Annotated in this window: 24 protein-coding genes; 11 read left to right on the forward strand and 13 right to left on the reverse strand. The window is 68.0% G+C overall.

Annotated features, from left to right (window positions below; translation table 11 throughout):
• The first annotated feature begins 1 nt into the window (after position 1).
• Together HF680_RS05800 and HF680_RS05805 are read left to right on the forward strand one after the other, a co-directional pair.
• A complete protein-coding gene (locus tag HF680_RS05800; RefSeq protein WP_045809546.1) occupies positions 2–622 on the forward strand; it encodes an inner membrane-spanning protein YciB in 621 nt (206 codons plus the stop codon).
• A gap of 98 nt (positions 623–720) precedes the next feature.
• On the forward strand, positions 721–1,326 hold the full coding sequence (locus tag HF680_RS05805) for a MarR family winged helix-turn-helix transcriptional regulator (protein WP_185224405.1): 606 nt from the start codon (positions 721–723) through the stop codon (positions 1,324–1,326).
• Here the strand turns inward: HF680_RS05805 and HF680_RS05810 are convergent.
• The 5 genes from HF680_RS05810 to HF680_RS05830 all read right to left on the reverse strand — a co-directional run bounded on the left by HF680_RS05810 (position 1,323) and on the right by HF680_RS05830 (position 5,919).
• Complete coding sequence (locus tag HF680_RS05810; protein WP_052689433.1) at positions 1,323–1,721, reverse strand: phasin family protein; 399 nt, start codon at positions 1,719–1,721, stop codon at positions 1,323–1,325. The two genes, HF680_RS05805 and HF680_RS05810, sit on opposite strands and share 4 nt — an antisense overlap.
• Positions 1,722–1,789: 68 nt before the next feature.
• The gene (locus HF680_RS05815) at positions 1,790–2,563 is read right to left on the reverse strand and encodes a creatininase family protein (protein ID WP_045809549.1); all 774 of its coding nucleotides are present in this window, start codon (positions 2,561–2,563) and stop codon (positions 1,790–1,792) included.
• Between the two features lie 46 nt (positions 2,564–2,609).
• A complete protein-coding gene (locus tag HF680_RS05820) occupies positions 2,610–3,227 on the reverse strand; it encodes a TetR/AcrR family transcriptional regulator (protein ID WP_045809550.1) in 618 nt (205 codons plus the stop codon).
• A complete protein-coding gene (locus HF680_RS05825; RefSeq protein WP_045809551.1) occupies positions 3,227–4,837 on the reverse strand; it encodes a DHA2 family efflux MFS transporter permease subunit in 1,611 nt (536 codons plus the stop codon). Before HF680_RS05825 ends, HF680_RS05820 begins: the two co-directional genes overlap by 1 nt.
• Positions 4,834–5,919, reverse strand: coding sequence for an HlyD family secretion protein (locus HF680_RS05830; RefSeq protein WP_045809552.1), 1,086 nt, complete (start codon positions 5,917–5,919; stop codon positions 4,834–4,836). Before HF680_RS05830 ends, HF680_RS05825 begins: the two co-directional genes overlap by 4 nt.
• A 121-nt stretch (positions 5,920–6,040) precedes the next feature.
• Here HF680_RS05830 and HF680_RS05835 point away from each other — a divergent pair, with 121 nt between their 5' ends.
• Together HF680_RS05835 and nth are read left to right on the forward strand one after the other, a co-directional pair.
• Positions 6,041–7,357 (forward strand): flavin monoamine oxidase family protein, encoded by a 1,317-nt coding sequence (locus HF680_RS05835; protein WP_185224406.1) that lies wholly within the window; start codon positions 6,041–6,043, stop codon positions 7,355–7,357.
• A complete protein-coding gene (nth, locus tag HF680_RS05840) occupies positions 7,354–8,100 on the forward strand; it encodes an endonuclease III (RefSeq protein WP_045809554.1) in 747 nt (248 codons plus the stop codon). Before HF680_RS05835 ends, nth begins: the two co-directional genes overlap by 4 nt.
• Here the strand turns inward: nth and HF680_RS05845 are convergent.
• Positions 8,097–8,585 (reverse strand): MarR family winged helix-turn-helix transcriptional regulator, encoded by a 489-nt coding sequence (locus HF680_RS05845; RefSeq protein ID WP_185224407.1) that lies wholly within the window; start codon positions 8,583–8,585, stop codon positions 8,097–8,099. The two genes, nth and HF680_RS05845, sit on opposite strands and share 4 nt — an antisense overlap.
• A 225-nt stretch (positions 8,586–8,810) precedes the next feature.
• On the opposite strand from HF680_RS05845, the gene HF680_RS05850 reads away from it, so the two are divergent.
• Positions 8,811–10,274, forward strand: coding sequence for a methyl-accepting chemotaxis protein (locus HF680_RS05850; protein WP_185224408.1), 1,464 nt, complete (start codon positions 8,811–8,813; stop codon positions 10,272–10,274).
• A gap of 25 nt (positions 10,275–10,299) precedes the next feature.
• Here the strand turns inward: HF680_RS05850 and HF680_RS05855 are convergent, their stop codons facing one another.
• Positions 10,300–11,181, reverse strand: a complete 882-nt coding sequence (locus HF680_RS05855) for an ATP-grasp domain-containing protein (protein ID WP_185224409.1) — start codon at positions 11,179–11,181, stop codon at positions 10,300–10,302.
• A gap of 92 nt (positions 11,182–11,273) precedes the next feature.
• Here HF680_RS05855 and HF680_RS05860 point away from each other — a divergent pair, with 92 nt between their 5' ends.
• On the forward strand, positions 11,274–12,290 hold the full coding sequence (locus HF680_RS05860) for an adenosine kinase (RefSeq protein ID WP_185224410.1): 1,017 nt from the start codon (positions 11,274–11,276) through the stop codon (positions 12,288–12,290).
• Positions 12,291–12,336: 46 nt separating this feature from the next.
• Here HF680_RS05860 and HF680_RS05865 read toward each other — a convergent pair whose 3' ends face one another.
• Positions 12,337–13,467, reverse strand: coding sequence for an aromatic ring-hydroxylating oxygenase subunit alpha (locus HF680_RS05865; protein ID WP_185224411.1), 1,131 nt, complete (start codon positions 13,465–13,467; stop codon positions 12,337–12,339).
• A 108-nt stretch (positions 13,468–13,575) separates the two neighbouring features.
• Here HF680_RS05865 and HF680_RS05870 point away from each other — a divergent pair, with 108 nt between their 5' ends.
• The 3 genes from HF680_RS05870 (at position 13,576) to HF680_RS05880 (ending at position 17,389) form a co-directional block, all read left to right on the forward strand.
• Complete coding sequence (locus HF680_RS05870; protein ID WP_185224412.1) at positions 13,576–14,559, forward strand: alpha/beta fold hydrolase; 984 nt, start codon at positions 13,576–13,578, stop codon at positions 14,557–14,559.
• 6 nt (positions 14,560–14,565) lie between these two features.
• On the forward strand, positions 14,566–15,189 hold the full coding sequence (locus HF680_RS05875) for a class I SAM-dependent methyltransferase (protein WP_185224413.1): 624 nt from the start codon (positions 14,566–14,568) through the stop codon (positions 15,187–15,189).
• 106 nt (positions 15,190–15,295) lie between these two features.
• Entirely contained in the window at positions 15,296–17,389 is a 2,094-nt protein-coding gene (locus HF680_RS05880) for a transglycosylase domain-containing protein (protein ID WP_185224414.1), read from the forward strand.
• Positions 17,390–17,461: 72 nt separating this feature from the next.
• Here HF680_RS05880 and HF680_RS05885 read toward each other — a convergent pair whose 3' ends face one another.
• The 4 genes from HF680_RS05885 to HF680_RS05900 form a co-directional block, all read right to left on the reverse strand.
• Positions 17,462–17,839 (reverse strand): lysozyme inhibitor LprI family protein, encoded by a 378-nt coding sequence (locus HF680_RS05885; protein ID WP_205196071.1) that lies wholly within the window; start codon positions 17,837–17,839, stop codon positions 17,462–17,464.
• A gap of 58 nt (positions 17,840–17,897) precedes the next feature.
• Entirely contained in the window at positions 17,898–18,620 is a 723-nt protein-coding gene (locus tag HF680_RS05890; protein WP_045809563.1) for a M48 family metallopeptidase, read from the reverse strand.
• A complete protein-coding gene (locus HF680_RS05895) occupies positions 18,586–19,866 on the reverse strand; it encodes a polyhydroxyalkanoate depolymerase (protein ID WP_045809592.1) in 1,281 nt (426 codons plus the stop codon). Before HF680_RS05895 ends, HF680_RS05890 begins: the two co-directional genes overlap by 35 nt.
• Positions 19,867–19,946: 80 nt before the next feature.
• Positions 19,947–20,570 carry an SCO family protein gene (locus tag HF680_RS05900; protein WP_045809564.1) on the reverse strand — a complete coding sequence of 208 codons (624 nt, stop codon included), beginning with the start codon at positions 20,568–20,570 and terminating at the stop codon, positions 19,947–19,949.
• A 44-nt stretch (positions 20,571–20,614) separates the two neighbouring features.
• On the opposite strand from HF680_RS05900, the gene HF680_RS05905 reads away from it, so the two are divergent.
• Together HF680_RS05905 and HF680_RS05910 are read left to right on the forward strand one after the other, a co-directional pair.
• Complete coding sequence (locus tag HF680_RS05905; protein WP_231576538.1) at positions 20,615–22,069, forward strand: ActS/PrrB/RegB family redox-sensitive histidine kinase; 1,455 nt, start codon at positions 20,615–20,617, stop codon at positions 22,067–22,069.
• Positions 22,070–22,158: 89 nt separating this feature from the next.
• Complete coding sequence (locus HF680_RS05910; protein WP_045809566.1) at positions 22,159–22,713, forward strand: ActR/PrrA/RegA family redox response regulator transcription factor; 555 nt, start codon at positions 22,159–22,161, stop codon at positions 22,711–22,713.
• A 9-nt stretch (positions 22,714–22,722) separates the two neighbouring features.
• Here the strand turns inward: HF680_RS05910 and HF680_RS05915 are convergent, their stop codons facing one another.
• The gene (locus HF680_RS05915) at positions 22,723–24,555 is read right to left on the reverse strand and encodes a DNA polymerase III subunit gamma/tau (protein WP_185224415.1); all 1,833 of its coding nucleotides are present in this window, start codon (positions 24,553–24,555) and stop codon (positions 22,723–22,725) included.
• Positions 24,556–24,606: the final 51 nt, after the last annotated feature.

The following is a 24,606-nucleotide window of genomic DNA, read 5'->3' on the forward strand; positions in this document are numbered from 1 at the left end:
CATGACCGAGACGCCGAAAAAGGCTTCCAACATCCGCCAGGCCGTCGATTTCGGCGCGCTTGTGGCCTTCATGGCCGCCTATGCGATCAACCGATTCGCGCGCGGTCTGGACGGGCAGGAAGCCCTGGTTCAGGCGACGTGGGTCCTGGTCGGCGCCTCGCTGATCGCCCTGATCGTCGGCTATGTGGTCGAGCGTCGTCTGGCCCCCCTGCCGCTGCTGACCGGCGGCTTCGCCCTGATCTTCGGCGTGCTGACCATCGTCTTCCACGATCCGAACCTGTTGAAGATCAAGCTGTCGATCCAGAACGGCCTGCTGGCGGTCGTTCTGCTGGGGTCGCTGCCGCTGAACCGCTATCCGTTCAAATATCTGCTGGGCGAGGCGATCCGCATCACCGACGCGGGCTGGCGCGGGCTGACCCTGCGTTACGGCCTGTATTTCGCCGCCGTCTGCATAATCAACGAGATCGTCTGGCGCACCCAGTCCGACGACACATGGGTCGCCTTCCGCGGCGGACTGTGGATCGCCTCGGCCGTGTTCGGCGTCTGGCAGGTCTTCTTCATCATGAAGCACCTGATCAAGGACGACGAGCCGGCCCCCGTCTCGCCCGACACGGGGCTCTAGGGCGCGAGCGGAACTGTCACGGAACCGACGCGCTTTCCCCGTCAAATCGTAAAGCAGAGCTGATACGTGTTCGGACGAAACTTCAGGGGAGCGGCGCGATGGTGAAGGCGGGAAAAGCGGCAAGGAAGGTCGGCCCCCTGGCCACCTCGCCCAGCCACCTGATGCACCGCGCCTTGCAGCTGGCGCTCGACATCTATGCCGAGGAGACCGGCGCCGACGGCCTGACCCAGCGCCAGTTCGCGGTGCTGGAGGCGGTCTCGATCAAGGCCGGCCTGACCCAGACCGAACTGGTGCGGATGACCGGCATCGATCGCTCGACCCTGGCCGATCTGGTCGCGCGCATGACGACCAAGGGCCTGCTGGAGCGGGAACGCTCGACCCTGGATGCGCGCGCCAAGGCGGTGCGTCTGTCGGCTGAGGGCGCCGCCCGTCTGGAGGCCGCCCGCCCGCTGGTCGAGGCCGCCGACAAGCGGATCATGGCCCTGCTGCCCAAGGGCCAGCGCGAGACCTTCCTCAATCAGCTGGCCGATCTGGCCGCCGCCGCCGACGCCGCCCCTGACGCCGCCAAGGCCGAGGCCAAGGCGGCCAAGAAGGCGCTGAAGGCGGTCGAGAAAGAAGCCAAGAGGGCCGAGAAGGCCGCCAAAAAGGCCGACCGCCCCGCCAAGGTCAAGAAGCCCAAGCTGAAGCTGGTGGAGCCGACCTAGCGCGTCTTGCGCAGCCGTTTGGCGTTGGCGGTCGCCGTCTTGTGGATCGGGGCCAGCGCCTCGGCCTGAGCCTTCAGAAGTTCGCCGTTCAGGGTCATGGCCTGGGCCGCCGCCCGGCTCCACCAGCTAATGGCGTAGCTGAACTGGGCCTCGGCCGCCTGGGCCGGGGTGCGGGCCTGGGTCACAGCCGCCGCCGCCCGCAGGGCATGGGCGCTCTCGTCCAGCGCCACGCGCCCCAGCCGCTGACCGATGGCCCCGGCGCTGGCGGCCATGGCGTCGGCGGAGGCGGACAGCGCCTCGGTCTTCTCGGAACTCATCAGCGACAGTTCCCTGAGGTCCTGCCCCTTGGCGCTGGTCAGGCCCTGCGCCATCAGGCCGGTGCGGGCCGCGATCACCTCGGCCGAGGCGGCTAGGATTTCGGCGCCGACGACGGCGGCGCTGGCGGCTGTGGGCGTCTTGCGGGTCAGAGCGACGCTCCCGGTTGGGTCTCTGCGGCGAAGGCCGCGATGTCACTCAACAGGGCGGGGACCGCCGCGTCGATGATCTGCTGGCCCTTCTCGGGGCTGGCCTGGCCTGGGTCCGAGCCGATCCGGCCGTCGGGGAAGCGGGCGCGATAGTCGAGGGCGTCGCGGATCGGCCCGTTCGGCGCGATCTGCGGGCTGTAGTCGGCGGTCTTGATCCGCTCGGGATAGGCGGCCTGCGTCACCGCGATCTCGGATGGGGTGGCGTGCATGCCGTGGCCGGTCGGGAACAGGCGGTTGCACAGGCCATTGACGCCGGGCAGGTCCCACCAGTTCTTCAGCTTCAGGACGAAGGGCGGGCTGTCCTCGACGAAGCTCCACTCTGCGTAGATTTCCGAGATCGTCGCCTCGATGGTCGCGACGTTCCCGCCGTGACCGTTCAGGAAGTAAATCCGCTCGAACCCGTGACGGCTCAGGGACGACACCCAGTCGGTGATCGCGGCCATGAAGGTCGAGGGGCGCAGGCTGATGGTGCCGGCGAAGGCCAGGTGATGCTGGGCCATGCCGATGTTGAAGGTCGGGGCCACGATCAGGTCAGCGTCGGTCTTCTCGGCCGCATGGGCGATGATTTCGGGGCACAGCCAATCGGTGCCCAGAAGCCCCGTCGGCCCGTGCTGCTCGTTGGAGCCGATGGGCACGACCACCGTCCTGGACAGCGGACCGCCGTCGTTCAGTCGCGCATCGATTTCGGGCCAGGAGGACAGGTGGATCAGCATGAAGGCGGTCTCAAGCGACAGGGTGGGCGACTGTAGCGCGCCGGGCTCAGGAAGTCTTGGCGGCCGTGGCGGGCGGATGGGCGGCCATGAAGATGCGCGCGGCCTCTCTGGCGCGGCCTGCGCGCTTGTCGGCCTCCAACTGCGGCACATCCAGCATGGCGCGCAGATGGCCGTGTCCCAGCACAAGGCCGGCGAACATCTCGGCCGCCTCTTCCGGGTCGGCGACGCTCATTCGGCCCAGCCGCGTCTGTTCCGCCAGCCAGGCGGCCAGTTCGCGCAGGCTGCGACGCGGACCGGCCTCATAGATGGCGTGGGCGATGTCAGGCGCCTCGACCGAGACCAGGGCGACCCCGCGCATCGAGCCGACCTTGTCGCCGCTGCACACCCGGTTCAGCAGCGTCAGGGCCAAGTTGTCGAGCACCGTCTGCGGATCGCCGGCGCCGCGCAGGGGGGCGACGATGTCCTCGACCCGCTTGGACGCCAGGGCCTGGGCGATCTCCAGCTTGGAGGCGAAGCGATTATAGACCGTCTGTTTGGAGACGCCGGCCAGTTTGGCGATCTCGTCCATCTTGGCCTGCAACCCCTTGTCGGCGAACAGGGTCGCGGCGGCGTCCAGGATCGCCTCGCTCTTGCGTTCATCGACCTGCCCGAGACGGCGCGCCATCAGTGGACGTCCGAGGGCGGGGCGCCGGCCTGGGCCTTCACTGGCTGGGCGGCCAGGGTGACGAAGGCCGCGCCCGCGCAAAGGATGGCCAGCAGGGCGAAGGCGTCGCCGAACGCCATCGTCGTCGCCTGTTTCTGCAACATCCCATAGATGGCCTTCATCGCCGAGGCGGCCGGGTCGATGGAGCCGGCGAACCGCTGGGCCATGCCGGCCATCATGTTGCGCATCGCCTGGTCCCCCTGACCGATGGCGCTGGTCAGTTCGCTCATGTGCAGGGCGGTGTTGGACGTCAGGCTGGTGTTCAGGATCGCCAGGCCGAAGGCGCCGCCGACGTTGCGCGACAGGTTCACCAGCCCCGAGGCGTTCTTGACCATGTGCGGCGGCAGGGTCGCCATCGTCACCTGCTGGGACGCGATCATGGCCAGCATCACGCCGACGCCGCGGAAGGCCTGGACCGAGGCGAAGTTCCAGAAGCCCCAGTCGTCGGTGACGACGCGCGCCTCCCACATGCCCCAGGCGCACAGCATGAAGCCGCCGAACATCAGCACCCGCGCATCCAGCTTGCGCACCAGTCGTCCGGCGAAGGGGCCGGTGGCGAACATGGCCAGGCCCGACACGACCATGGTGGTGCCGACCTCTGACGACGAATAGCCGAGCACGCGGCCCAGGAAGAGCGGCAGCAGGAAGGTGCCGCCGAACAGGGCGAACCCGACGATGAAGGTCATGATGAACCCGACCAGGAAGTTGCGATTGCCAAAGGCGCGCAACTCCACGATCGGCTGGCGATAGGTCAGGGACCGCCAGATGAAGATCGGTCCGGCGACCGCCGCCACGACGGTCAAAAGCAGGATGTGAGTATCGTCGAACCAGTCGTTTTTGGCGCCCTCTTCCAGCACAAACTGCATCGACATCAGAAAGACGGCCATCAGGCCCAGGCCCCACCAGTCGAACCCCTTGGCCAGCGACGGATCGCCCTTGTCGAAGTTGCCGTAGCGCCCAACCAGAAACAGCACCAGCAGGCCCGGTCCCACATTGATGAAGAACAGCCATCGCCAGCTCAGCCACTCTGTCAGGTGCCCGCCCAGCGTCGGCCCGACGGTCGGCGCCAAGGTCACGATCAGGCCCATGACCACGCTGGCGGTGACGCGCTTGTCGGGCGGAAAGGCGGTGAAGGCGACGGCGAAGACGGTCGGGATCATGGCCCCGCCCACGAAACCCTGGATGGCCCTAAACAGGATCATCATGTCGATCGACGACGAAAGGCCCGTGGCGACGCTCATCAGAACGAAGCCGGCGCAGGAGACCAGAAACAGCCGCTGCGTCCCCCACAGCCGCGACAGGAAGCCCGACAGGGGGATCATCACCACCTCTGGGATCAGATAGGCGGTCTGGATCCAGCTGATCTCGTCGGCCGAGGCCCCGACGCCGGCCTGGATCTGGGGCAGGGAGGCGGCGACGATCTGGATGTCCAGAATGGCCATGAACTGGCCCACCACCATGCCGGCGAAGCCCAGCAGCAGCATGGTCCAGTTGATTTCGGGATGGCCGGCGACGGGACCCTTTTGCGCGACAGGGGCCCCGCCATCTGCGGCGGGGTTGGCGGCGGTCACTGGCCTGTGGCTCCGGTCGTCGTGGCGGCTTCGGCGAAGCTCTGGCCGCCCTGGCTCTTTAAATCGATCTTGACGTCCACCGACAGGCCGGGACGCAGGGCCAGGCTGCGGTCTGCGCCGCTGACGACGATGCGGACGGGCACCCGCTGGGTGATCTTGGTGAAGTTGCCCGTGGCGTTCTCGACCGGGATCAGGGCGAATTCGGACCCGGTGGCGGGGGCGAAGCTGTCCACGCGGCCCTCGATCTTGCGGCCGGGGAAGGCGTCGGCGGAAATCTCCACGGTTTGACCCAGGCGCACCTTGTCCAGCTGCGTCTCCTTGAAGTTGGCGACGATGTAGGTGTTGGTCAGGGGCACGACTGACAGCAGTTGCGTGCCGGCGTTGACATACTGGCCGGGCCGCACGCTGCGGGCGCCGACGACGCCGGCGACCGGGGCGCGGATGACGGTGCGCTCCAGCGCGATACGGGCCTGTTCGACCACGGCGCGGGCCTGTTCGACGGCGGCGACGCTCTGCTGACGGGTCGAGCTCAGCACGCCGGCGGTGCGTTGTTCGGCGACCAGGGCGGCCTGGGCCTGCTGCACGCTGGCGGCGGCGGTGGCGGCCGAGGCGCGCTCGGTCTGGATGCGCTGCTGCGAGACCCAGCCCTGTTCGGCCAGCTTGCCGTAACGATCGACCTCGGCGCGGGCCAGGCCGGCCTGGGCGTTGGCCTGGGCGACCGAGGCGGCGCGGGCGGCGATGGTGGCCTGTTCCTGCTCGGCCTGGGCGTCGACATGGCCGACGGCGGCGATGGCGGCGGCCAGATTGGCCTCGGCCTGAGCGAGCTGAGCCTTCTGGTCGGAATCGTCCAGCTTGACCAGGATCTGGCCCGCCGCGACCCGCTGGTTGTCGCCCACCAGAACCTCGGTGACCCGGCCGGACAGTTGGGGGCTGACCAGGGTGGTGTCGGCCTGGACGAAGGCGTTGTCGGTGCTTTCCCAACGCTGGCCGTTCACCCACCAGACGATGCCGCCCACGATCAGGGCCAGGCCGACGAGGGCGGCCGCAAACAGCGGCAGGCGTTTCTTGAGTTCAGGCGACATGGAATATCCGGGGGAGGTGCGGCGTTTTGAAGCGGCGCTAAAATGGACCGCGCCGTCCAAAAATCAATAGGCGACCGGAACGGCGCCGATCACGACCGGTTTTCGTGTATGTCCTGACCCCATGAACGCCCGCATCTCCGCCTCCCAGCCGCTGCCGTCCCGGGTCGATGTCGTGGTGATCGGCGCAGGCGCCGCCGGCATCGCCGCCGCGCGCCGTCTGTTGCGGCCCGGCCTGTCGGTTCTGGTGCTGGAGGCCCGCGACCGGATCGGGGGGCGCGCCTGGACGGTTCGGGCCGAGGGCGAAGGCTTGGACATGGGGTGCGGCTGGCTGCATTCGGCCGACGACAATGTGCTGGCCGGACGGGTCGAGTCCGAGGGGCTGACGCTGGATCAGACCCCGCCGCCCTGGCGCACTCAGGCCTTCGACCACGAAATGACCCGCGCGGATCAGGCCGCGTTCGGCGAGGCCTTCGCCGCCTTCGACCAGCGGGTGAGCGAGGCGGCGTCGCTAGGTGAGGATCGCCCGGCGTCGGACTTCTTCGATCCCGACAGTCGCTGGAACCCGCACATGGACGCCATCTCGGGCGCCTTGAACGGCGCGCGGTTCGCCGAGGTGTCCAGCCTGGATTATGACGCCTATGTCGACACCGGCGTGAACTGGCGGGTGCGCGAGGGCTATGGCCGGCTGATCGCCCGGCTGGGCGAGGCTGTTTCGTCCATCACGGTCACGGACTGCGCCGTCAGCCGCATCGACCGTTCGGGACCGGTGCTGCGGCTGGAAACGAATCGCGGTGAACTGACGGCGCGGATCGTCATCCTGACGGTGCCCAACAGCCTGATCGCCGGCGAGGCGATCCGCATCGATCCGCCGGTTCCGGCCCTGCTCGAGGCGACGGCGGGCGTGCCGCTGGGCCTGGCGTCCAAGGTGCATATGACGGTGCGCGGCGCCGGCGATTTCCAGCCCGACACCCAGCTGTGGACCCGCACCGATACGGCCGAGACCGGCGGCTATCACCTGCGGCCGTTCGGGCGGCCGATGATCGAGGCCTATTTCGGGGCCGACCTCGCCTGGGGGCTGGAGGCGCAGGGGCCGGCCGCCCTGTTCGACTTCGCCGTGTCCGAACTGGTCGCGGCTCTGGGGTCGGACATGCGCCGGCGCTTGGAGGCGGTCGCGATCAGCGGATGGGGCGTCGATCCCTGGTCGCGCGGGGCCTATTCCCATGCCTTGCCGGGCCATGCGGCGGATCGGGCGAAGCTGCGCACGTCGGTCGAGGACCGCATTTTCCTGGCCGGCGAGGCGACCGCGCCGGTCTATTACGGCACGGCCCACGGCGCCTGGATGGAGGGCGAGCGCGCCGCCGACGCCGCCCTGACCGCCCAAGCGCTCAAGGGCCTGGGTCTTGACCCGCGCCGCCCCGAGGACGACAGCGAGGCATGAAGCCCGCCAAGGCCAGAAAGCCCGCCGCCAAGCCTGCCAAACGCCCGGCCGTGATGACCGGGGCGGCCATACCCATGCTGCGCTGGCCGCCCGACGAAGACCGCGTCGAGGCGATCTTCGAACGCCTGTCCGGCGTCATGCCCGAGCCCAAGACCGAACTGGATTTCTCCAATCCCTTCACCCTGGTCGTCGCCGTCGCCCTGTCGGCCCAGGCGACGGACGTGTCGGTCAACAAGGCGACCGAGCGGCTGTTCAAGGTCGCGGACACGCCGGAGAAGATGCTGGCCCTGGGCGAGGAGGGGCTGATCCCCTACATCGCCTCCATCGGCCTTTATCGCGGCAAGGCGCGGAACGTCATCGCGCTGAGCCGCATCGTGCTGGACCAGCATGGCGGCGAGGTCCCGCTGAACCGCGCCGATCTTCAGGCCCTGCCCGGCGTGGGGCGCAAGACGGCCTCGGTGGTTCTGAACGAACTGGGGATCGAGGCGGCCATCGCCGTCGACACCCACGTCTTTCGCGTCTCGCACCGGCTGGGCCTGGCCAATGCCGGAACGCCGGACAAGGTCGAGGCCCAGCTGTTCAAGGTCGTGCCGGAGGACTGGCTGCCCAAGGCGCACCACTGGCTGATCCTGCACGGCCGCTACACCTGCACGGCGCGCAAACCCAAATGCCTGTCTTGCATCATCGCCGACCTGTGCCCGTCGCGGGCAGGCCTGATGGCGCTGGGCGAGGCGGCGGGCTAGATCCCCGGAGCGGCGTCGGGGCCGTGGGTCAGCTTCTCAGCCAAGGCCTTCAGCACGCGACGTGCGGCAGCCATATCCTCGTCCGAAACGCCTTCGAACATGCGTTCGCGCATGGCCGCGGCATGGATCTCGAACGCCTCGATTTCGGCGCGCCCGGCCGGCTCCATCTGGATCAGCCATGACCGGCCGTCGCCGATCATCCGACGCCGGCTGACCATGCCGTCCTTCTCGAGTCTTTGCACCAGACGGGTCAGCGACGCGCCGGACAGCTCCATCCTGTTCGCCAACTCGGAAAGCGTCAGGCCCTTGGGCTCGTCCGCCAGGAAATAAAGCACCACGGTCGGCGCGCCCGTGTGACCGGACTCTCGGAACAGATCGGCGACACGTAACCTCCACCGCTTGGCTGTCACCATCAGCGTCATGGCGACGTCGAGCTGAAGGGCGCTGCGCTGATCTGACGACAGCAGGGTAGGGCGTTGCGACAAATATGACCTCATGGAACCAGCAGGCGGCGTAGCGGCTTTAAGGCGGCTAAAGCTAGACCGCAGAGGAATATTCTCCCCCAGGTTGAGCCTTTAGCGCGCTAACCATGCTGACACCCGATTTAAAGTGTTGACGTGGCATTAACGTTCATCTCAGCACGAAAGATTTTTGCATTGCGACTTTTCGCCAAAACCAGAGATGACAAGACGCTCAACGAGCTGCGCAACATGATGGCTGCCGTCAGTCGCTCTCAAGCAGTCATCCAGTTCGATCTGGATGGCGTCATTCTGGAGGCCAATCAGAACTTCCTATCGGTGGTTGGATATGAGCCGGCTGAGATTGTCGGACGTCACCACAGGATGTTCGTCGATCCGACTGAGGCGCAGACGCCAGCCTATGCCGAGTTGTGGCGAAAGCTGAACGCCGGTGAGTTCGTGGCGGACAAGTTTGTGCGCTACGGCAAGAGCGGCCAGCGGGTGGTGATCGAGGCCAGCTACAATCCAATTCTGGACAGCGACGGACGCCCCTACAAGGTGGTCAAGTTCGCCACGGACGTCACCGCCGTCGAGGAAGAGCGCGAGCGCCGCGTCGAGGCCGATCGTCAGGCCGCCCAGGTCCAGGCCGCTGTTGTCGCAGGCACGGCCAAGGGCTTGTCGGCCATGGCCGCCGGCGACCTTTCCTATCGTATTCAGGACGATTTCCCGGGCGACTACGCAATCCTTCGCGACAACTTCAACCAGGCCATGGCGACGCTGGATCAGGCGGTCAGCGTCATTGGCGTCAACGCCGGGTCGATGCAGTCGGGCGCGCAGGAGATCGGCAGCGCCGCCGAAGACCTGTCGCGCCGCACCGAACAGCAGGCCGCCAGTCTGGAAGAGACAGCCGCCGCGCTGGACCAGATCACCGCCACCGTGCGCAAGACGGCTGAGAACGCCCAGGCCGCCGACACTGTCGTCACCCAGGGGCGGACCCAGGCCGAGACCGGCGGCGTCGTCGTCCAGAAGGCCGTCGCGGCCATGGGTGAGATCGAACGCTCGTCCAACGAGATCAGCCAGATCATTGGCGTGATCGACGAGATCGCCTTCCAGACCAATCTCCTGGCGCTGAACGCCGGCGTCGAGGCCGCCCGTGCGGGCGAGGCGGGTCGCGGCTTTGCTGTCGTGGCCTCCGAAGTGCGCGCCCTGGCCCAACGGTCGGCGGAATCGGCCAAGGAGATCAAGACGCTGATCTCGGCAAGCTCCAGCCAGGTCAGGGACGGGGTCGTTCTGGTGCGGCAGTCGGGCGAGGCCCTGACCGGCATCGCCGGCCGGATCGAGGAGATCACGACCCTGATGAGCGAGATCCGCGCCTCGACCCAGGAACAGGCGGTGGGTCTGGCCCAGGTCAACACCGCCGTGAACCAGATGGACCAGGTCACCCAGCAGAACGCGGCCATGGTCGAGCAGTCCACCGCCGCCAGCCTGAGCCTGAGCCGCGAGGCCGCCGAACTGGCCGAACTGGTCGGCCGCTTCGAAACCAGCCAAGTGGCCGCGGCCCCGACGCCGATTCACTCGGCCCCCGTCCAGCAGATGAAGGCGCGCGTCGAAAGCTTCGCCCGGGCCCACGCCGCCCCTGCGCGCGCCCGCATGGCGGCTGGCGGCGGCGGGCGGGCGGCCGTGGCCGCCGTTCAATCGGACTGGAAAGAGTTCTGAGCTCCAGGCCCGGTTCGGGCCGGGTTCAGCGCGAGGCGGCCTCCAACCGCGCTTTCACGGCCTCGGCGAAGCCGGCGCCGTTCGCGGGGTCGTGGTCTAGGTAGAAGTCCGGCTCGATCAGTTCGGCCTCCATCAGCACCCATCGACCGGCGTCGTCGCGGGCCATGTCGATGCGGGCGTAGAGCAGCGGCTCATCGATGGCGGCCAGCACCTGCTCGGCCAAGGCCATCGCCGCCGCGTCCGGCGTCACGGCCCTGTACAGACCGCCGAACTGGACCTGGATGCGGAAGTCGCCCGCCAAGGGACGCTTGTTGACAGCATGGCTGAACCGGCCGCCGAAGAACAGCAGCGAGGTCTCGCCCTCGGTCTCGATCGACTTTAGATAGGGCTGGATCATCGCCGCGCCCTCGGGCGCATCGCTCAACACCTCGCTCGGCGTCAGGCGCAGGGTGCGAAACGCCCCGGCCGACACCGTGGGTTTAACGATCAGCACCGGCGCACCCGTCTCGACGAAGGCGGCGTCCACCTGATGCTGGGTCACGCGGTCGGTCCAGCGCGTCTGCGAAATCGGCACGCCCTTGTCCGCCAGCCGCGCCAGATAGGCCTTGTCCGAGTTCCAGCGCAGCACCTCGGCGGGATTGGCGACCGCCAGGCCGGCCTCGCGCCACGTCGCGCAGGCCTTCAGCCAGCGCCCATGATCGCGGTGATAGCCCCAGGCGATGACCGGCAGGATCAGGTCATAGCCCTTGAGGCCCGACGCGTCCTCGACATGATCGGTCCAGGGCGTGGCCGTGACCGTCGCGCCCGTGCTCTCCAACGTCGCCTTCAACCGTTCCAGCACCTCGGGCCAGCGCCCGACATAGGTCTTGTCGGCGGGATCGGGGGTCAGGACGGCGATCTGGGTCATGCGGTCCTCATACCGAAGCGTGGGCCGGCATATAAGGGCTTCCGTATGTGATTTCGGGTGACGTGCGGGCGTTGACCGGCTAAGGCGCGACCATGACCCAGAACACCGCCCAATATGACGTCTGCGCCGTCGGCAACGCCATCGTCGATGTCCTCAGCCCCTGCGACGCCGCCTTCCTGACGGCCCAGGACCTGGCGCCCAACTCCATGCAGCTGGTCGACGCCGAACGCAGCGCCGCCCTGTATGACGCCATGGCGCCGGGCGTGGAGGCCTCGGGCGGATCGGCCGGCAACACCGTGGCGGGCGTCGGCTCGTTCGGCGGCCGCGCGGCCTATATCGGCAAGGTCGCCGACGATACGCTGGGCGAGGTCTTCACCCACGACATCCGCGCCGCCGGCGTTCACTTCGACACGCCGGTCCTGACGGGCGGGGCGGATCAGGGTTTCGGCACCGGTCGCTGCCTGATCAATGTGCTGTCGGACGGCGCACGCACCATGGCGACCTTCCTGGGCGCCGCAAACCAGCTGTATGCCGACGACATCGACGAGGCCCTGATCGGCGCCAGCGAGATCGTCTATCTGGAAGGCTATCTGTTCGACCCGGCGCCCGCCCGCGCCGCCTTCGAACGCGCCGCCGCCGCCGCGCACAAGGCCGGCCGCAGGGTGGCCATCACCCTGTCGGACACCTTCGTCGTCGCCCGCTGGCGCGCCGAACTGCTGGACTTCATCACCCAGTCCGCCGACATCGTCCTGGCTAACGAAGCCGAGCTGGGCGCCCTGTTCGAGACCGAAGACTTCGACGCCGCCGCCGCAAAACTGGCCGCCATCGTCGAGATCGCCGCCGTGACGCGCGGCGAGCAGGGCTCAGTCGTGATCAAGGGCGAGGACCGCGTCGTCGTCGCCGCCTATCCGGTCGCCAAAGTCATCGACACCACCGGCGCCGGCGACCAGTACGCCGCCGGCTTCCTGCTGGGCCTCGCGCGCGGCCTGACGCTGGAAGAGGCCGGCAAGCTGGGCTCTCTGGCCGCCTCTGAAGTCATCGCCCACTGGGGCCCGCGCCCGATGGTGAAGCTGGTCGATCTGGCCGCCGAGCACGGGCTGAAGCTGTAATAACCCGGTGTCTCCTCCCCACGATGCGGGGAGCAGGCGTTCGTCTTCAGCTTTTCCACCTCAGCGTTACAGGCTGGATCGGATTGACGAACGGCCGATCCTCGGCGCGGCTCTTGGCCCATTCGCGCTTCAGCTGCTGATACCATTTGGCCTGTTTGTCGGCATCGTCGATCCAGATCAGGGCGGGGTCGTAGCGCAGGCCCTCGTTCTGCAGGTTCACCATGCCGCCGTCCTGCTTCAGGAAGGCCACCACCCCCATCCGCAGGAAGGGTTTGGCCAGGCCGAACACCCAGTGGTCGGACCAGAAGATTTGGGTGATGCGCGTCTTGGTGTCGGTAATCGGGGTCAGGCAGGTCAGGGCCAGGACCTGTTTTTCGCCCACCTGAATATGCTCCCAGCGGAAGCCCGGCAGGCGGAAGGTGATCTCGGTCGCGGGCGCCCCGCCCAGGATCTTGTAGAGGCGGCTGTTCGACGACGGCGCATGGCGCACCATGGCCCAGCCGAATTCGGTCGGGGCGAAGGCCTTGGATTTCTCGTGCATCGAATGCTCGGACCGCCACCACCATTGCTGGTGGACGTAGGGGCCGTGGGCGGGGTCCATCAGGCCGACGACCGCGTGGTCGATATGGCTGTCGAAATCCATCGCCTCGACCAGCTTGGCCTCGCCGCCGACCACGCCGGGGAAGACCGGCGGCTCATGGTCCGGCTCCATCGGATTGCGGGCGTCCGACGCCATCCAGACGAAGACGATGCCCTGGCTCTCGCGCACCGGATAGGACCGCACGCGGATGCGGTTCGCCTCGAACGCCTGATCCTCGACCAGCGAAGGAATGGCGGCGCAGACGCCGTCGGGGCGGAAGCGCCAGCCGTGGTAGGGGCATTCGACCGTCTCGCCCTCTCCGGGCTTCTCCACCAGCTTGCCGGCCGACAGGGGCGCGGCGCGGTGGGGACAGATGTCGCGCATCGCATAGACCTGGCCGGCGCGGGTGCGGCCGATCAGCACCGGCTCGCCCATGATCTCGTAGCGTTTCAGGCTGGCCGGGGCGACGTCGCGGCCCAGGGCGACGAAATACCAGGCGTCGGTGACGAACCCCTTGCCGAACGGCTGCGCGCCGGCTTTTGAAGGGGCGGGTTCGACCTGGGGGGACTGGACGGGAGCGGCGTCGGCGGGCTTCATGCCGACTGTCTAACAGAGCCGCGCGGCGCCTGTCTCATGTCGTCTGACAGAGAACTTTACATATCAAAGTCGGCGGGGCATAAGCGGGCGTCAAAGGGGAGTTTGATCATGACCATCGTATCCATTCTGAACCGCACCGTCGGCGCCGCAGCGGCCGCCGCCCTGCTGTGCGTCGCACCGGCCGCCCTGGCGCAGGACGGGCATGGCGCCCACGCGGAGGCGGGTCACGCCCACGGCCATCAGCACGCCGATTTCCAGTCCGACCGCATCCACGTTCGCGTCGATGGCGATATGGATGGTCGTGACATCATCCTGATCCCCGGGCTCAGCTCGTCGCCCGAGGTCTGGCAGGGGACGGTGGATCATCTGACGGCGCAGGACGGCGTGGGTTGGCGCGTGCACCGCATTCATGTGCAGGGGTTCGCCGGCGCGCCGGCCGAGGGCAATGCGCAGGGCGCGACGCCGTCGCCCGTCGCTGCGCCTGTCGCCGAAGAGATCGCCCGCTATATCCGCGAAAGGGGCCTGACCAAGCCTGTCGTCGTCGGCCATTCGATGGGCGGGACCATCGGCATGATGCTGGCCGCGCGCCATCCCGATGCGGTCGGCAAGCTGATGGTCGTGGACATGATCCCCTTCATGGGCGCGATGTTCGCTGCGCCGGGCGCCTCGGCCGAAAGCGTGACCCCGGTTGCGGACCAGATCTGGGCCGCCCAGGCCAACAGCCCGCGCGAGGCCTATGTCGCCCAGGCGACCACCAGCATCAACGGCATGATCAACACCGAAAGCCGTCGCGCCGAGGCGTTGGAAGACATGCGCGAAAGCGACCAGAAGGTCTCGGCCGCCGCCTTCCGCGAACTGATCACGACGGACCTGCGTCCCGAACTGTCCAAGATCACCGCACCGACCGAGGTGGTGTACGCCAAGTTCAACGATCCGCGCATGACGCCCCAGATCACCGACAGCATCTATCAGATGTCCTATGCCGGCCTGCCGGGCGTGACGCTGAAACGGATCGACGACAGCGCTCACTTCATCATGTTCGACCAGCCCCAGGCCTTCTACGCCGACCTGGATGCCTTCGTGGCGAAATAGGCCGTCGTGACCCACCCGTCCGCGAAACGGATCGTCGGCCTTTATCGGGACAAGGCCGACGACTGGGTCCGGGATCGGGGCGCGACCCTTTATTCCGGCGACGGCGGGGTGGACGAAGCGGTCTGGCTGGATCGGTTCGTTGCGGACTTGCCTGCAGGCGCATCTATTCTGGACGTCGGCTGCGGTTCGGGCTGGCCGATTGAGGCCGCCCTGCTGGAGCGGGGACATCAGGTGACGGGCATGGATGCGTCGCCGGGCCTGATCGCCCATGCTCAGGCGACGCTGCCGACGGGCGTGTGGTCGGTCGCGGATATGCGCGCTGAATTTCCGGCGGGTCCGTTTGACGGCGTTCTGGCCTGGCACAGTCTGTTTCATCTCAGCCCCGACGATCAGAGCAGGGTGCTGCCGGCGCTGGCCGCGTGCGTCGCCGAGGGCGGGCGGCTGATGTTCACCTCTGGTCAGGCGCACGGCGAGACCATCGGACAGTGGCGGGGCGAGCCGCTCTATCACGCCAGTCTGGACCCGGAGGCCTATCGCGCCCTGCTGGCCGACGCCGGATTGCGCGTGGAATATGATGGGGCAAAAAGCGGCGTGTGGCTGGCCCGCCGCGCCTTTCTTTCGGCGAAATAGCCGCTCACGATCCCGTGAAGTCGGCGGCACCGTTTCGGCGCGCGTTCATACGCGATACACAGCCGATGAACGAAAACTCGCCCAGCGCGGCATCTGAAGGACGGACATGGCGGGACCGGTGAATGCGGGCGGACCACAGGCGCAGGGCAAGCCCCGCCGGTCGGCCTTGGGAAGGTTGTTCTACTGGAGCGCCGTGCTGGCGGTCTGGGGGCTGATCTTCCTGGTCGTCTTCTTCGCCGTCTTTGCGCGCGGCCTGCCGGACACCTCCAGCCTGTACCAGGTCGATCGCCAGCCCTCGATCACCTATCTGGATCGCAATGGGGCGCTGATCGCGACCCGGGGCACCCAGATGGCGCCGCCCGCCGATCTGGACGCGCTGCCGGACTATGTGCCGGCCGCCTTCATCGCCATCGAGGACCGGCGCTTCTATCACCACCCCGGCTTCGACCCCATCGGCATGATGCGGGCGATGGCGACCAACGTCCGCGCCGGGCGGGTGGTGCAGGGCGGCTCGACCCTGACGCAACAGCTGGCCAAGAACCTGTTCCTGACGCCCGACCAGAACATGCGCCGAAAGGTGCAGGAACTGATGCTGGCCGTCTGGCTGGAGATGAAATTCTCCAAGAAGGAGATCCTGGCCCTGTATCTGAACCGGGTCTATTTCGGCGCCGGGGCCTATGGGATCGAGGCGGCGTCGCAGCGCTATTTCGACAAGTCGGCCAAGAACCTGACGGTCGGAGAGGCCGCGCTGCTGGCCGGCCTGCTGAAGGCGCCCTCGCGCTATTCGCCGGTGTCCGAGAGCGAACGCGCAGCCGCCCGCGCCACCGTCGTGCTGAACGAGATGGAAGAGGCCGGCGTCATCACCGCGGCCCAGCGCGAACAGGCCGTGACCCAGCCGGTCATCGTCTCGCGCACCCTGGCGACCCAGCACGCCCAGTATTTCATCGACTGGCTGGACAAGTCGATCCGCAGCCTGGTCGGCGAGCCGACCGAGGACATGGTGGTCGAGACGACTCTGGACCTGACGCTGCAGACGGCGGCCGAGCGGTCGGTGCGCCGCATCCTGGACCGCGACGCCGGCAAGGGCGTGCAGCAGGCGGCCCTGGTCGCGCTGGACGGCGACGGCCGGGTGCGCGCCATGATCGGCGGCTCCTCTTATGCCGACAGCCAGTTCAACCGCGCCGTCGACGCCAGGCGCCAGGCGGGCTCGGCCTTCAAGCCGTTCGTCTATCTGGCGGCGGTCGAGGCCGGCTATACGCCCCAGACCCCGGTGGTCGATCAGCCGATCACCATCGGCAACTGGTCGCCTCGCAACTATTCCGGCACCTTCAGCGGAAACATGACCCTGGCCCAGGCCGTGGCCCAGTCGACCAATACGGTCGCGGCCTATGTCGCCGATCAGGTCGGGCGCGACAGCGTGGCGCGCGCCGCGCGGCGTCTGGGCATAGAAAGCCGCATCGGGCTGGAGCCGGCGATGGCGCTGGGCGCGGTCGAGGTCTCGCCGATCGAGATGGCCACCGCCTATGACGCCTTCGCCAACGGCGGGCGCCGCGTCGACGCCTATGGCATCAGCCGCATCCGCACGCCCCAGGGCCGCGTCATCTATCAGCGCCAGTCGGGCCAGAGCGGCCAGGCGATCAACAATCCGTCGCTGTACTACATGAACCAGATGCTGCGCGGCGTGGTGACCAGCGGCTCGGGTCGGTCGGCTGCGATCTCGGGCCGCGACCTGGCCGGCAAGACCGGCACGACCTCGGATTACAAGGACGCCTGGTTCGTCGGCTATACCGGCGGCTTCGTCACCGCCGTCTGGGTGGGCAAGGACGACAACACCGCCATGCGCGGCGTGACCGGCGGCTCGTCGCCGGCCGCCATCTGGAAGGGCTTCATGGAGGCGGCCTTGCCGCGCCTGGACGCCCCCGCCATCCCCAATGGTCCGCCCATGCCCGAGGGCTGGGTCGCGCCCGATCCGGTCGGCGATCTGATGAGCGGCCTGGATCAGAACGGCCTGCCCATCGAACCCGTCGATCCCCTGGCCGGCGAACCCTATGTCCCGGACGAACAGGCGCCGATGCAGCCGCCGTCGCCCCAGCCGTCCAGCCCGGCGTCACCCAAGGGCAGCTATCGCGATGCGCCGAACCCGCAGCAGCCCGAAGGCCGTCCGGCGCCGGAGCGAAAGGGCGACGCCCTGTTCTTCTGATCGCGACGCCAACGGCGCGTAAAAAAAGGGAGGCGACCCGGCGGTCGCCTCCCTTTGCATTTCAGGCCTGGGTCAGCGGGGGCAGGACAGATCGCCTTCCTGACATTGGCTGAGGGTCCGCAACTGGCGTGTCCGCTCCGTCGTCAGACGCGCCAGGCAGGTCGAATGCACCATCGGATAGGCGGAACCGCCCTGAACGCCGGACGCCTCGAACCGGCATTGCTGATCGCGGAAGCTGATCCAGGTGCGTTGGGCGGTGCGCAGCAGGGTGCGGCTTGCGGGCGACAGCCTTCCCATCGTCATCGTGTACTGGCTGTTCAGCGCCCGATCGGCGCGCTGCAGTTCCTGGGCGGCGTTGGCGTTCATCGTAGCCTGCGACTGGGCGCTGGCGGACGAAGCGGCGGCAGCGGCGAGGCCGAGCGCGATCGACAGGGTGATCATCGTTTTCATGGGGCGTTCCTGAGTGGACGGGCCATGGTGAAACGCGCCCGGCCGCCAGGGTTTCCGCCTAGCGTCCCACGGCGTGCAGCGCCCCGCCGTAATCCTTTAGCCATTTGCGCCAGGGCTTGTGATCCCCGACCAGAAGTTCGACCACGGACCAGTAGGCCGGGCTGTGGTCGGCGTGGACCAGGTGGGCGACCTCGTGGGCGGCGAGGTAGTCGATGACCGGGGGCGGGGCCATGATGACGCGCCAGGAGTAGCGGATGGTGCGGTTGTGCGGGCTGCACGAGCCCCAGCGCGACCGGGTGTCGGCGATGCCCATCTTGACCGGGCCCTGGCCCAGCGCACGCAGATGGTGGTCGGTGCGTTCCAGAAGCGTATCGCGCGCCTCGCGCTTCAGCAGGTTCTCGACGCGGCGGGCGTATGCCTCCCCTTCGCCGCCCGAGCGGATGATCGTCGCGTCCTCGACCAGGCGTGCGGCGCCCGCGCCGGGCACGGCCTCAAGCCGCACGGGCCTGCCGCGCAGGGAGATGACCTGGCCCGGTTCCAGCGGGCGGCTCTTGGGGCGGACGGCCAGGCGTTCGCTGATCCAGACGGCCTTGGATCGGGCGAAGGCGACGGCTTGGCTCAGGCCGCGCTCGGTCGGGGCGATGACCACGGCCTCGCCGGCGCGCGCGTCGATCCGCACCGACAGACGCCGGGCGCGCGGATTGACCGACAGTCTTAGAACGGGACCAGATCCGGCCCCGCTTTCGTCAAGCGGCAGCCGCTGACCGTTGCGGTACGCCACCGGCGGCCTCGTTCTTAGCGATGAAATCGCGCACGCGGGGATAGATCTCGTCACGGAAGCGACGGCCGTTGAACACGCCGTAATGGCCCACGCCCGGCTGGACGTAGAGGACGCGGCGATCCTCGGGGATGTTGGGGCACAGGCCATGCGCGGCCTGGGTCTGTCCAACGCCGGAGATGTCGTCCTTCTCGCCCTCGACGGTCATCAGGCCGATGTCGGTGATCCTGGACAGATCGACCTTGCGCCCGCGATGTTCCAGCAGGCCCCGCGCAAGCAGGTGCTGCTGGAAGACGATGTCGATGGTCTGAAGATAGAACTCTTCGGTCAGGTCCAGCACCGACAGATATTCGTCGTAGAATTCCTCGTGCTTCTCGACCTCGTCGCCGTCGCCGGCGATCAGGCTGGTGAAATAGTTCCAGTGGGCGTCGCGGTGGCGATCCTCGTTCATCGACATGAAGCTGTAGAGCTGGACGAAGCCCGGATAGACGCGCCGTCCGAAGCCCGCATAGGGCAGTGGCACCGTGTGGATCATGTTCGACTTGAACCAGGTGAAGGGCTTTTCCTCGGCCAGCTGGTTCGTCACGGTCGGCGACAGGCGCGCGTCGATGGGCGACCCCATGAAGGTCATCGACAGGGGGCGGTTTTCGTCCTCGTCCTCGGCCATGATCGCGCCGGCGGCCAGAACGGGCGGGCCGGGCTGGCACACGCCGACGACGTGGGCGCGACCGCCGATCTCGGCCAGCATCAGGCGGACGTGGTCGATGTAGTCGAAGAAGTCGAACCGGCCCTCAAGCATCGGCACCTGGCGGGCGTTGACCCAGTCGGTGACATAGACGTCGTGGTCCTGAAGGAAGGCCTCGACCGTGCCGCGCAGCAGGGTGGCGTAGTGGCCCGACAGCGGGGCCACGATCAGGACGGCCGGGCCGGAGGCGGGCTTCTTGGCGCGCTTCAGATCGCCGATGTTGCGGGCGAAGCGAACCAGGCGGCACCACGGGCTCTGCCAGATCACCTGTTCGGTGGTGCGCACCGGCTTGCCGCCGATGTCGATGGTTTCCAGCTTCCAGGCCGGCTTGCCGTAGCGCCGCGTCACGCTCTCGAACAGTTCGGCCGAGGCGTAGGCCGTGCGGCCGATGGCGGTGTCGGCCGCCGGGTTGAAAGGCGAGGTCCAGAAGCTGCGGGCCAGTTGCGCGCCGACCCGAAACGGCAGGGCCGACTGGTAGGCGAGTTCATGAAAGGCGTAGAGCATGACGATCCGATACGGCCGAGCGCCGTTTGTGCAGGGCAACATATAATGCATCACCCTGCAAAAGGATTATGGGGTCGCCGCTAACCCCGCGCCATCGCCTGTTCGATGATCCTGGTCGTCTTGTCCGGCCCCATTCCATAGGCGACGGCGGTGCGGAACTTTCCGTCCGGACCCATCAGATAGACGGTCAGAGAGTGGTTCATCGTATAGCCCTCGCCCTCGCCGACCTTCTGATAAAAGGCGCGGTAGGCCTTGGCCGCTGTCGCCACCTGTTCAGGCGTGCCCGTCAGGCCGATGGTCCCCTTGGGAAAGCCGTCGGATGACAGATAGTCCTTGAGCGCCTGGGGCGTGTCGCGTTCAGGGTCGATGCTGACGAAGACGATCTGCAGATTGTCCGCCTTGTCGCCCAGCCGCTGCTGCACCGCGCCCAGCTCAGCGAGGGTGGTCGGGCAGAACTCGGGGCAATAGGTGAAGCCGAAGAAGACCAGGCTCCATTTGCCGTTCAGAATCGTCTGATCGACGGGTTGTCCATCCTGATTGACCAGTTGGAAGTCGCCGCCGACGAGAGGCTGACCGGTCGACGTCACCTCGGCGCCGTCCGACGTGGGCGCACGACCGCTGACCACCACGACGGTGATGATGGCCAGCGCCACGGCGATGGCGATGCAGGCGCCCGCGAACAGCAGGATGGAACGACGCGGCATGACGGCCTCTCACGAAACGGATGTGATCGGTCTATAGAAGGCGTGTGACCTCGACAGAAGCCCGCATGGCGCCGCACGGCGTATCCTCTTCGGAGCCGTTGAACGGCTGGGGCGACGCGCCGCGTCGCGGTCGGGGGTTTTCGCTGCGGACCCTGATCGTTCTGCGCTGGCTGACGATCATCGGCCAGAGCGCGGCGATCCTGACGGCGCATCAGGGGCTGCATTTTCCCTTGCCGCTCTGGCCCTGCCTGATCGTGATCGCCATCAGCGCGGCTGTGAATGTGGGGGCCATGGCGCGGGTGCGCCGGCTGGAGGCCAGCCTGCCGGACGGGCGCACGACGGCGATCCACCTGGGCTTCGACATTTTCCAGCTGGGCGTGCTGCTGGGTCTGACCGGCGGGCTGGAGAACCCGTTCTGCCTGCTGCTGGTCGCGCCCGTCACCATCGCGGCGGCGGCCCTGCCGGCGCGTCAGGCCCTGATGCTGGGCGTGCTGGCCCTGATCGCGGTCGGGGTGCTGTTCTTCTGGTCCGAGCCTCTGCCGTGGCGACCACACGAGAACTTCCACCTGCCGACCCTGTATCGCCTCGGCATGGCTATGGCTTTGGTGACCGGCGTGGTCTTCACCGCCGGCTACGCCTGGCGGGTGGCGGCCGATGCGGAGAAGCTGGAACTGGCCCTGGCGACCACCCAGGACGTGCTGCAACGCGAACAGAGGCTGGCGGCGCTGGGCGGACTGGCGGCGGCGGCGGCGCATGAGCTTGGCACGCCGCTGGCGACCATTCAGGTGGTGGCGAAAGAGCTTCAGCGCGCCTCGGCCCCCGACAGCGACGCGGCCGAGGATGCGGCCCTGATCCTGCAACAGGCCGAACGGTGCCGGGGCATCCTGACCCAATTGTCGCAGCAGCCCGAGGGCGACGACGCCCTCTATGCCGACGTCTCTCTGAAGGCCTTGCTGGAAGAGGTGGTGGAGCCGCACCGGGGCTTCGACCTAGCCTTTGACGTTCTGGTCAAGACGCCGCCGGGTCAGCCCGCGCCGCGCGTGCGCCGGATGCCCGAGGTGATCCACGGCCTGTCCACCCTGGTCGAGAACGCCGCCGATTTCGCCAAGACGACCGTGCGGGTCCAGGCGGTGGTGGACGCCGGCTGGATCGAGATCGAGATTCTGGACGATGGGCCGGGCTTCGCAGGCGACATTCTGCCCCGGCTGGGCGAGCCCTATGTGACCAGCCGGCCTCAGGGCAAGGCGCGCCAAGCCTTGGCCGCCCAGATCGCCGCCGCGGCCCGTCCGTCCAAACCGCGCGCAACGGTCGAGCCGCCCATCGCCCCCAGCCAGGGCGGCATGGGGCTGGGCTTCTTTATCGCCCGCACCCTGCTGGAACGGACCGGCGGGTCGGTCAGCGTGGGCCAGGGCCTGCCGCAGTCGGACGCCAAGGGTTCACTGCGCGGCGCACGCGTGGCGGTGCGCTGGGCGCGGCCCGCCTTGGAGGTCGCGGCATAAGCGGATTGGGTCGAAGCGTCGCAGGTGGAACCTTGGCCTTGACCCGCGCGCTACCCGTCCCGACTTGAAGCGGCAGGAGAGAGAAACGCATGTCAGAACTCGAAGCCCGCATCGCCGCCCTGCCCGACAAAACCCTGCTGCTGCTGGATGACGACCAGGCCCTGCGCACCCGCATGGGGCGGGCGCTGGAGGCGCGCGGCTTTCAGGTGACGACCGCCGAATCCGTCGCCGAGGCGATGCAGCTGCTGCGCGACAAGGCGCCGGCCTTCGCCGTGCTGGACATGCGGCTTGAGGACGGCAACGGCCTGAAGATCGTCGAGGCGGTGCGCGAGAAGCGCGAGGACGCCCGCATCGTCATGGTGACCGGCTACGGCGCCATCGCCACGGCGGTCGTGGCGGTCAAGGCCGGCGCCGTCGACTATCTGTCCAAGCCTGCCGACGCCGACGACGTGGTCAAGGCCCTGCTCGCCACCGGCGATTCGCCCGAACCGCCCGAAAACCCGATGAGCGCCGACCGCGTGCGCTGGGAACATATCCAGCGCGTCTATGAGCTTTGCGACCACAATGTCTCGGAGACGGCGCGCCGCCTGGGCATGCACCGCCGCACCCTGCAACGCATCCTGGCCAAGCGCGCGCCGCGGTAGGCCGAACCCTCAATCCTCGTCGTCGTCCTCGACCACGTCGGGGATTTCAGGAGTGACCACGGTCGGGGCGATGGTCTTGATCTCGCCCAGCTTGGCGCCGGGGAAGGCCTGGAGCACCGCCTGGACGAAGGGATTGGCCTCGACCTCGGCCCGTTCGGCGGCGCGGGCCTTTTTCTGGATCTCAATGACCGTCTCGGCCCCGCCCTGGCCGTTGGCGGCGATCAGCCAGGTGCGGCCGGTCCATTCGCGCAGGCGGGCCGACAGCTTGCGCGCCAGTTCGATGGGCGCGCCCTGGACGCTTTCATAAACGATGGCGCCGGGCTTGAACGAGACCGGCTTCACATACCGCTCGACATCCATCTGAAGCCCGACCTCGCGCTTCTCGCCGATCAGGGCGACGACCTGTTCGAAAGTCTGAGGATCGGGCAGGGCGGGCGCCATCACCGGGCGAGCGGCCAGTTGCGCCGAGGTTCCTCCGCCGCCGCCTCCGCCGCCGCCACGCGGGGCCGAGCCGCCGCCGATAAGTTCGCCGGACTGCAGCCGCTTCAGCGCCTCCTCCGGTCCCGGCAGGTCGGCGGCGTAGGCTAGGCGCACGATGGCCATTTCCACCGCATCGGCCGGATTGGGCGCGCGCCGCACCTCGTCCAGCGCCTTCAGCAGCATCTGCCAGGTGCGCGACAATGTCGCCGCCGGAATGGCCGCGCCCAGGGCCGCCAGCTTCTGCGCCTGATCATTGGGCAGGCGGGTCGCGTTCGGGCCCAGCATCTTGGCGACCGAGGCGGCGTGGCAATGTTCCAACAGGTCGTTGGTCACCTGCACCGGATCGGCGCCGAAGCCATATAGGGTGCGGAAACTCTCCAGCGCCTCGGGCGTACGGCCGGCCATGACGCTTTCGAACAGGGCGATGGTCTGGGTCCGGTCGGCCAGACCCAGCATGTCGCGCACCGTCTCGGTCTTGACCGTCTCGCCCCGCTCGGCCTGCACCAGGGCCTGATCCAGCAGCGACAGGCCGTCGCGCACCGACCCCTCGGCCGCGCGCGAGATCAGAGCCAGGGCGTCGGTCTCGATCTTCATGCCTTCTCGGTCGGCGATCCGGCCCAGATGCTCGACCAGGATTTCCGGCTCGACCCGACGCAGGTCGAAGCGCTGGCAACGGCTCAGGGTCGTCACCGGCACCTTGCGGATTTCGGTGGTGGCGAAGATGAATTTGGCGTGGGGCGGCGGCTCTTCCAGCGTCTTCAGCAGGGCGTTGAACGCCTGCGTCGACAGCATGTGGACCTCGTCCAGCACATAGACCTTGTAGCGCGCCTCGACGGGCGCATAGCGGACGCTTTCCAGAATGTCGCGGATGTCGTTGACGCCGGTGTGCGACGCCGCGTCCATCTCCATCACATCCATGTGCTGGCCGGCCATGATGGCGGCGTCGTGCCGGCCGTGGGCGCTCAGGGTCAGCGACGGCTTGTCGATGACGTCGGTCTCGTTGTTCAGGGCGCGGGCCAGAAGGCGGGCGGTGGTCGTCTTGCCGACGCCGCGCACGCCCGTCAGCATGAAGGCGTGGGCGATGCGGCCCGTGGCGAAGGCGTTGGTCAGGGTGCGCACCATCGCCTCCTGCCCGATCAGATCCTCGAAGGTGCGCGGCCGGTATTTGCGCGCCAGCACCTGATAGGCGGCGCCGTCATCGGCGTGAGCTTCGACTTCGACGGGAGCGGGAGCAGGCGCGACGACAGGCTCAGGCGCCGCCGCGGCGGGCCCGCCGAACATGTCGTCGGTGTTCTCGTCGCGCGGGGCGACGTCATCCTCTTCCCAGGGCGGGCCGTCGAGATTCGTATCGCTGTCCGTCATGGGAGGAAGTCTTACAGCGGGTGACGGGCGGGAAGAAGCGATTCCAGCGTC

Source organism: Brevundimonas huaxiensis, assembly GCF_014218725.1.
Classification (GTDB): domain Bacteria; phylum Pseudomonadota; class Alphaproteobacteria; order Caulobacterales; family Caulobacteraceae; genus Brevundimonas; species Brevundimonas huaxiensis.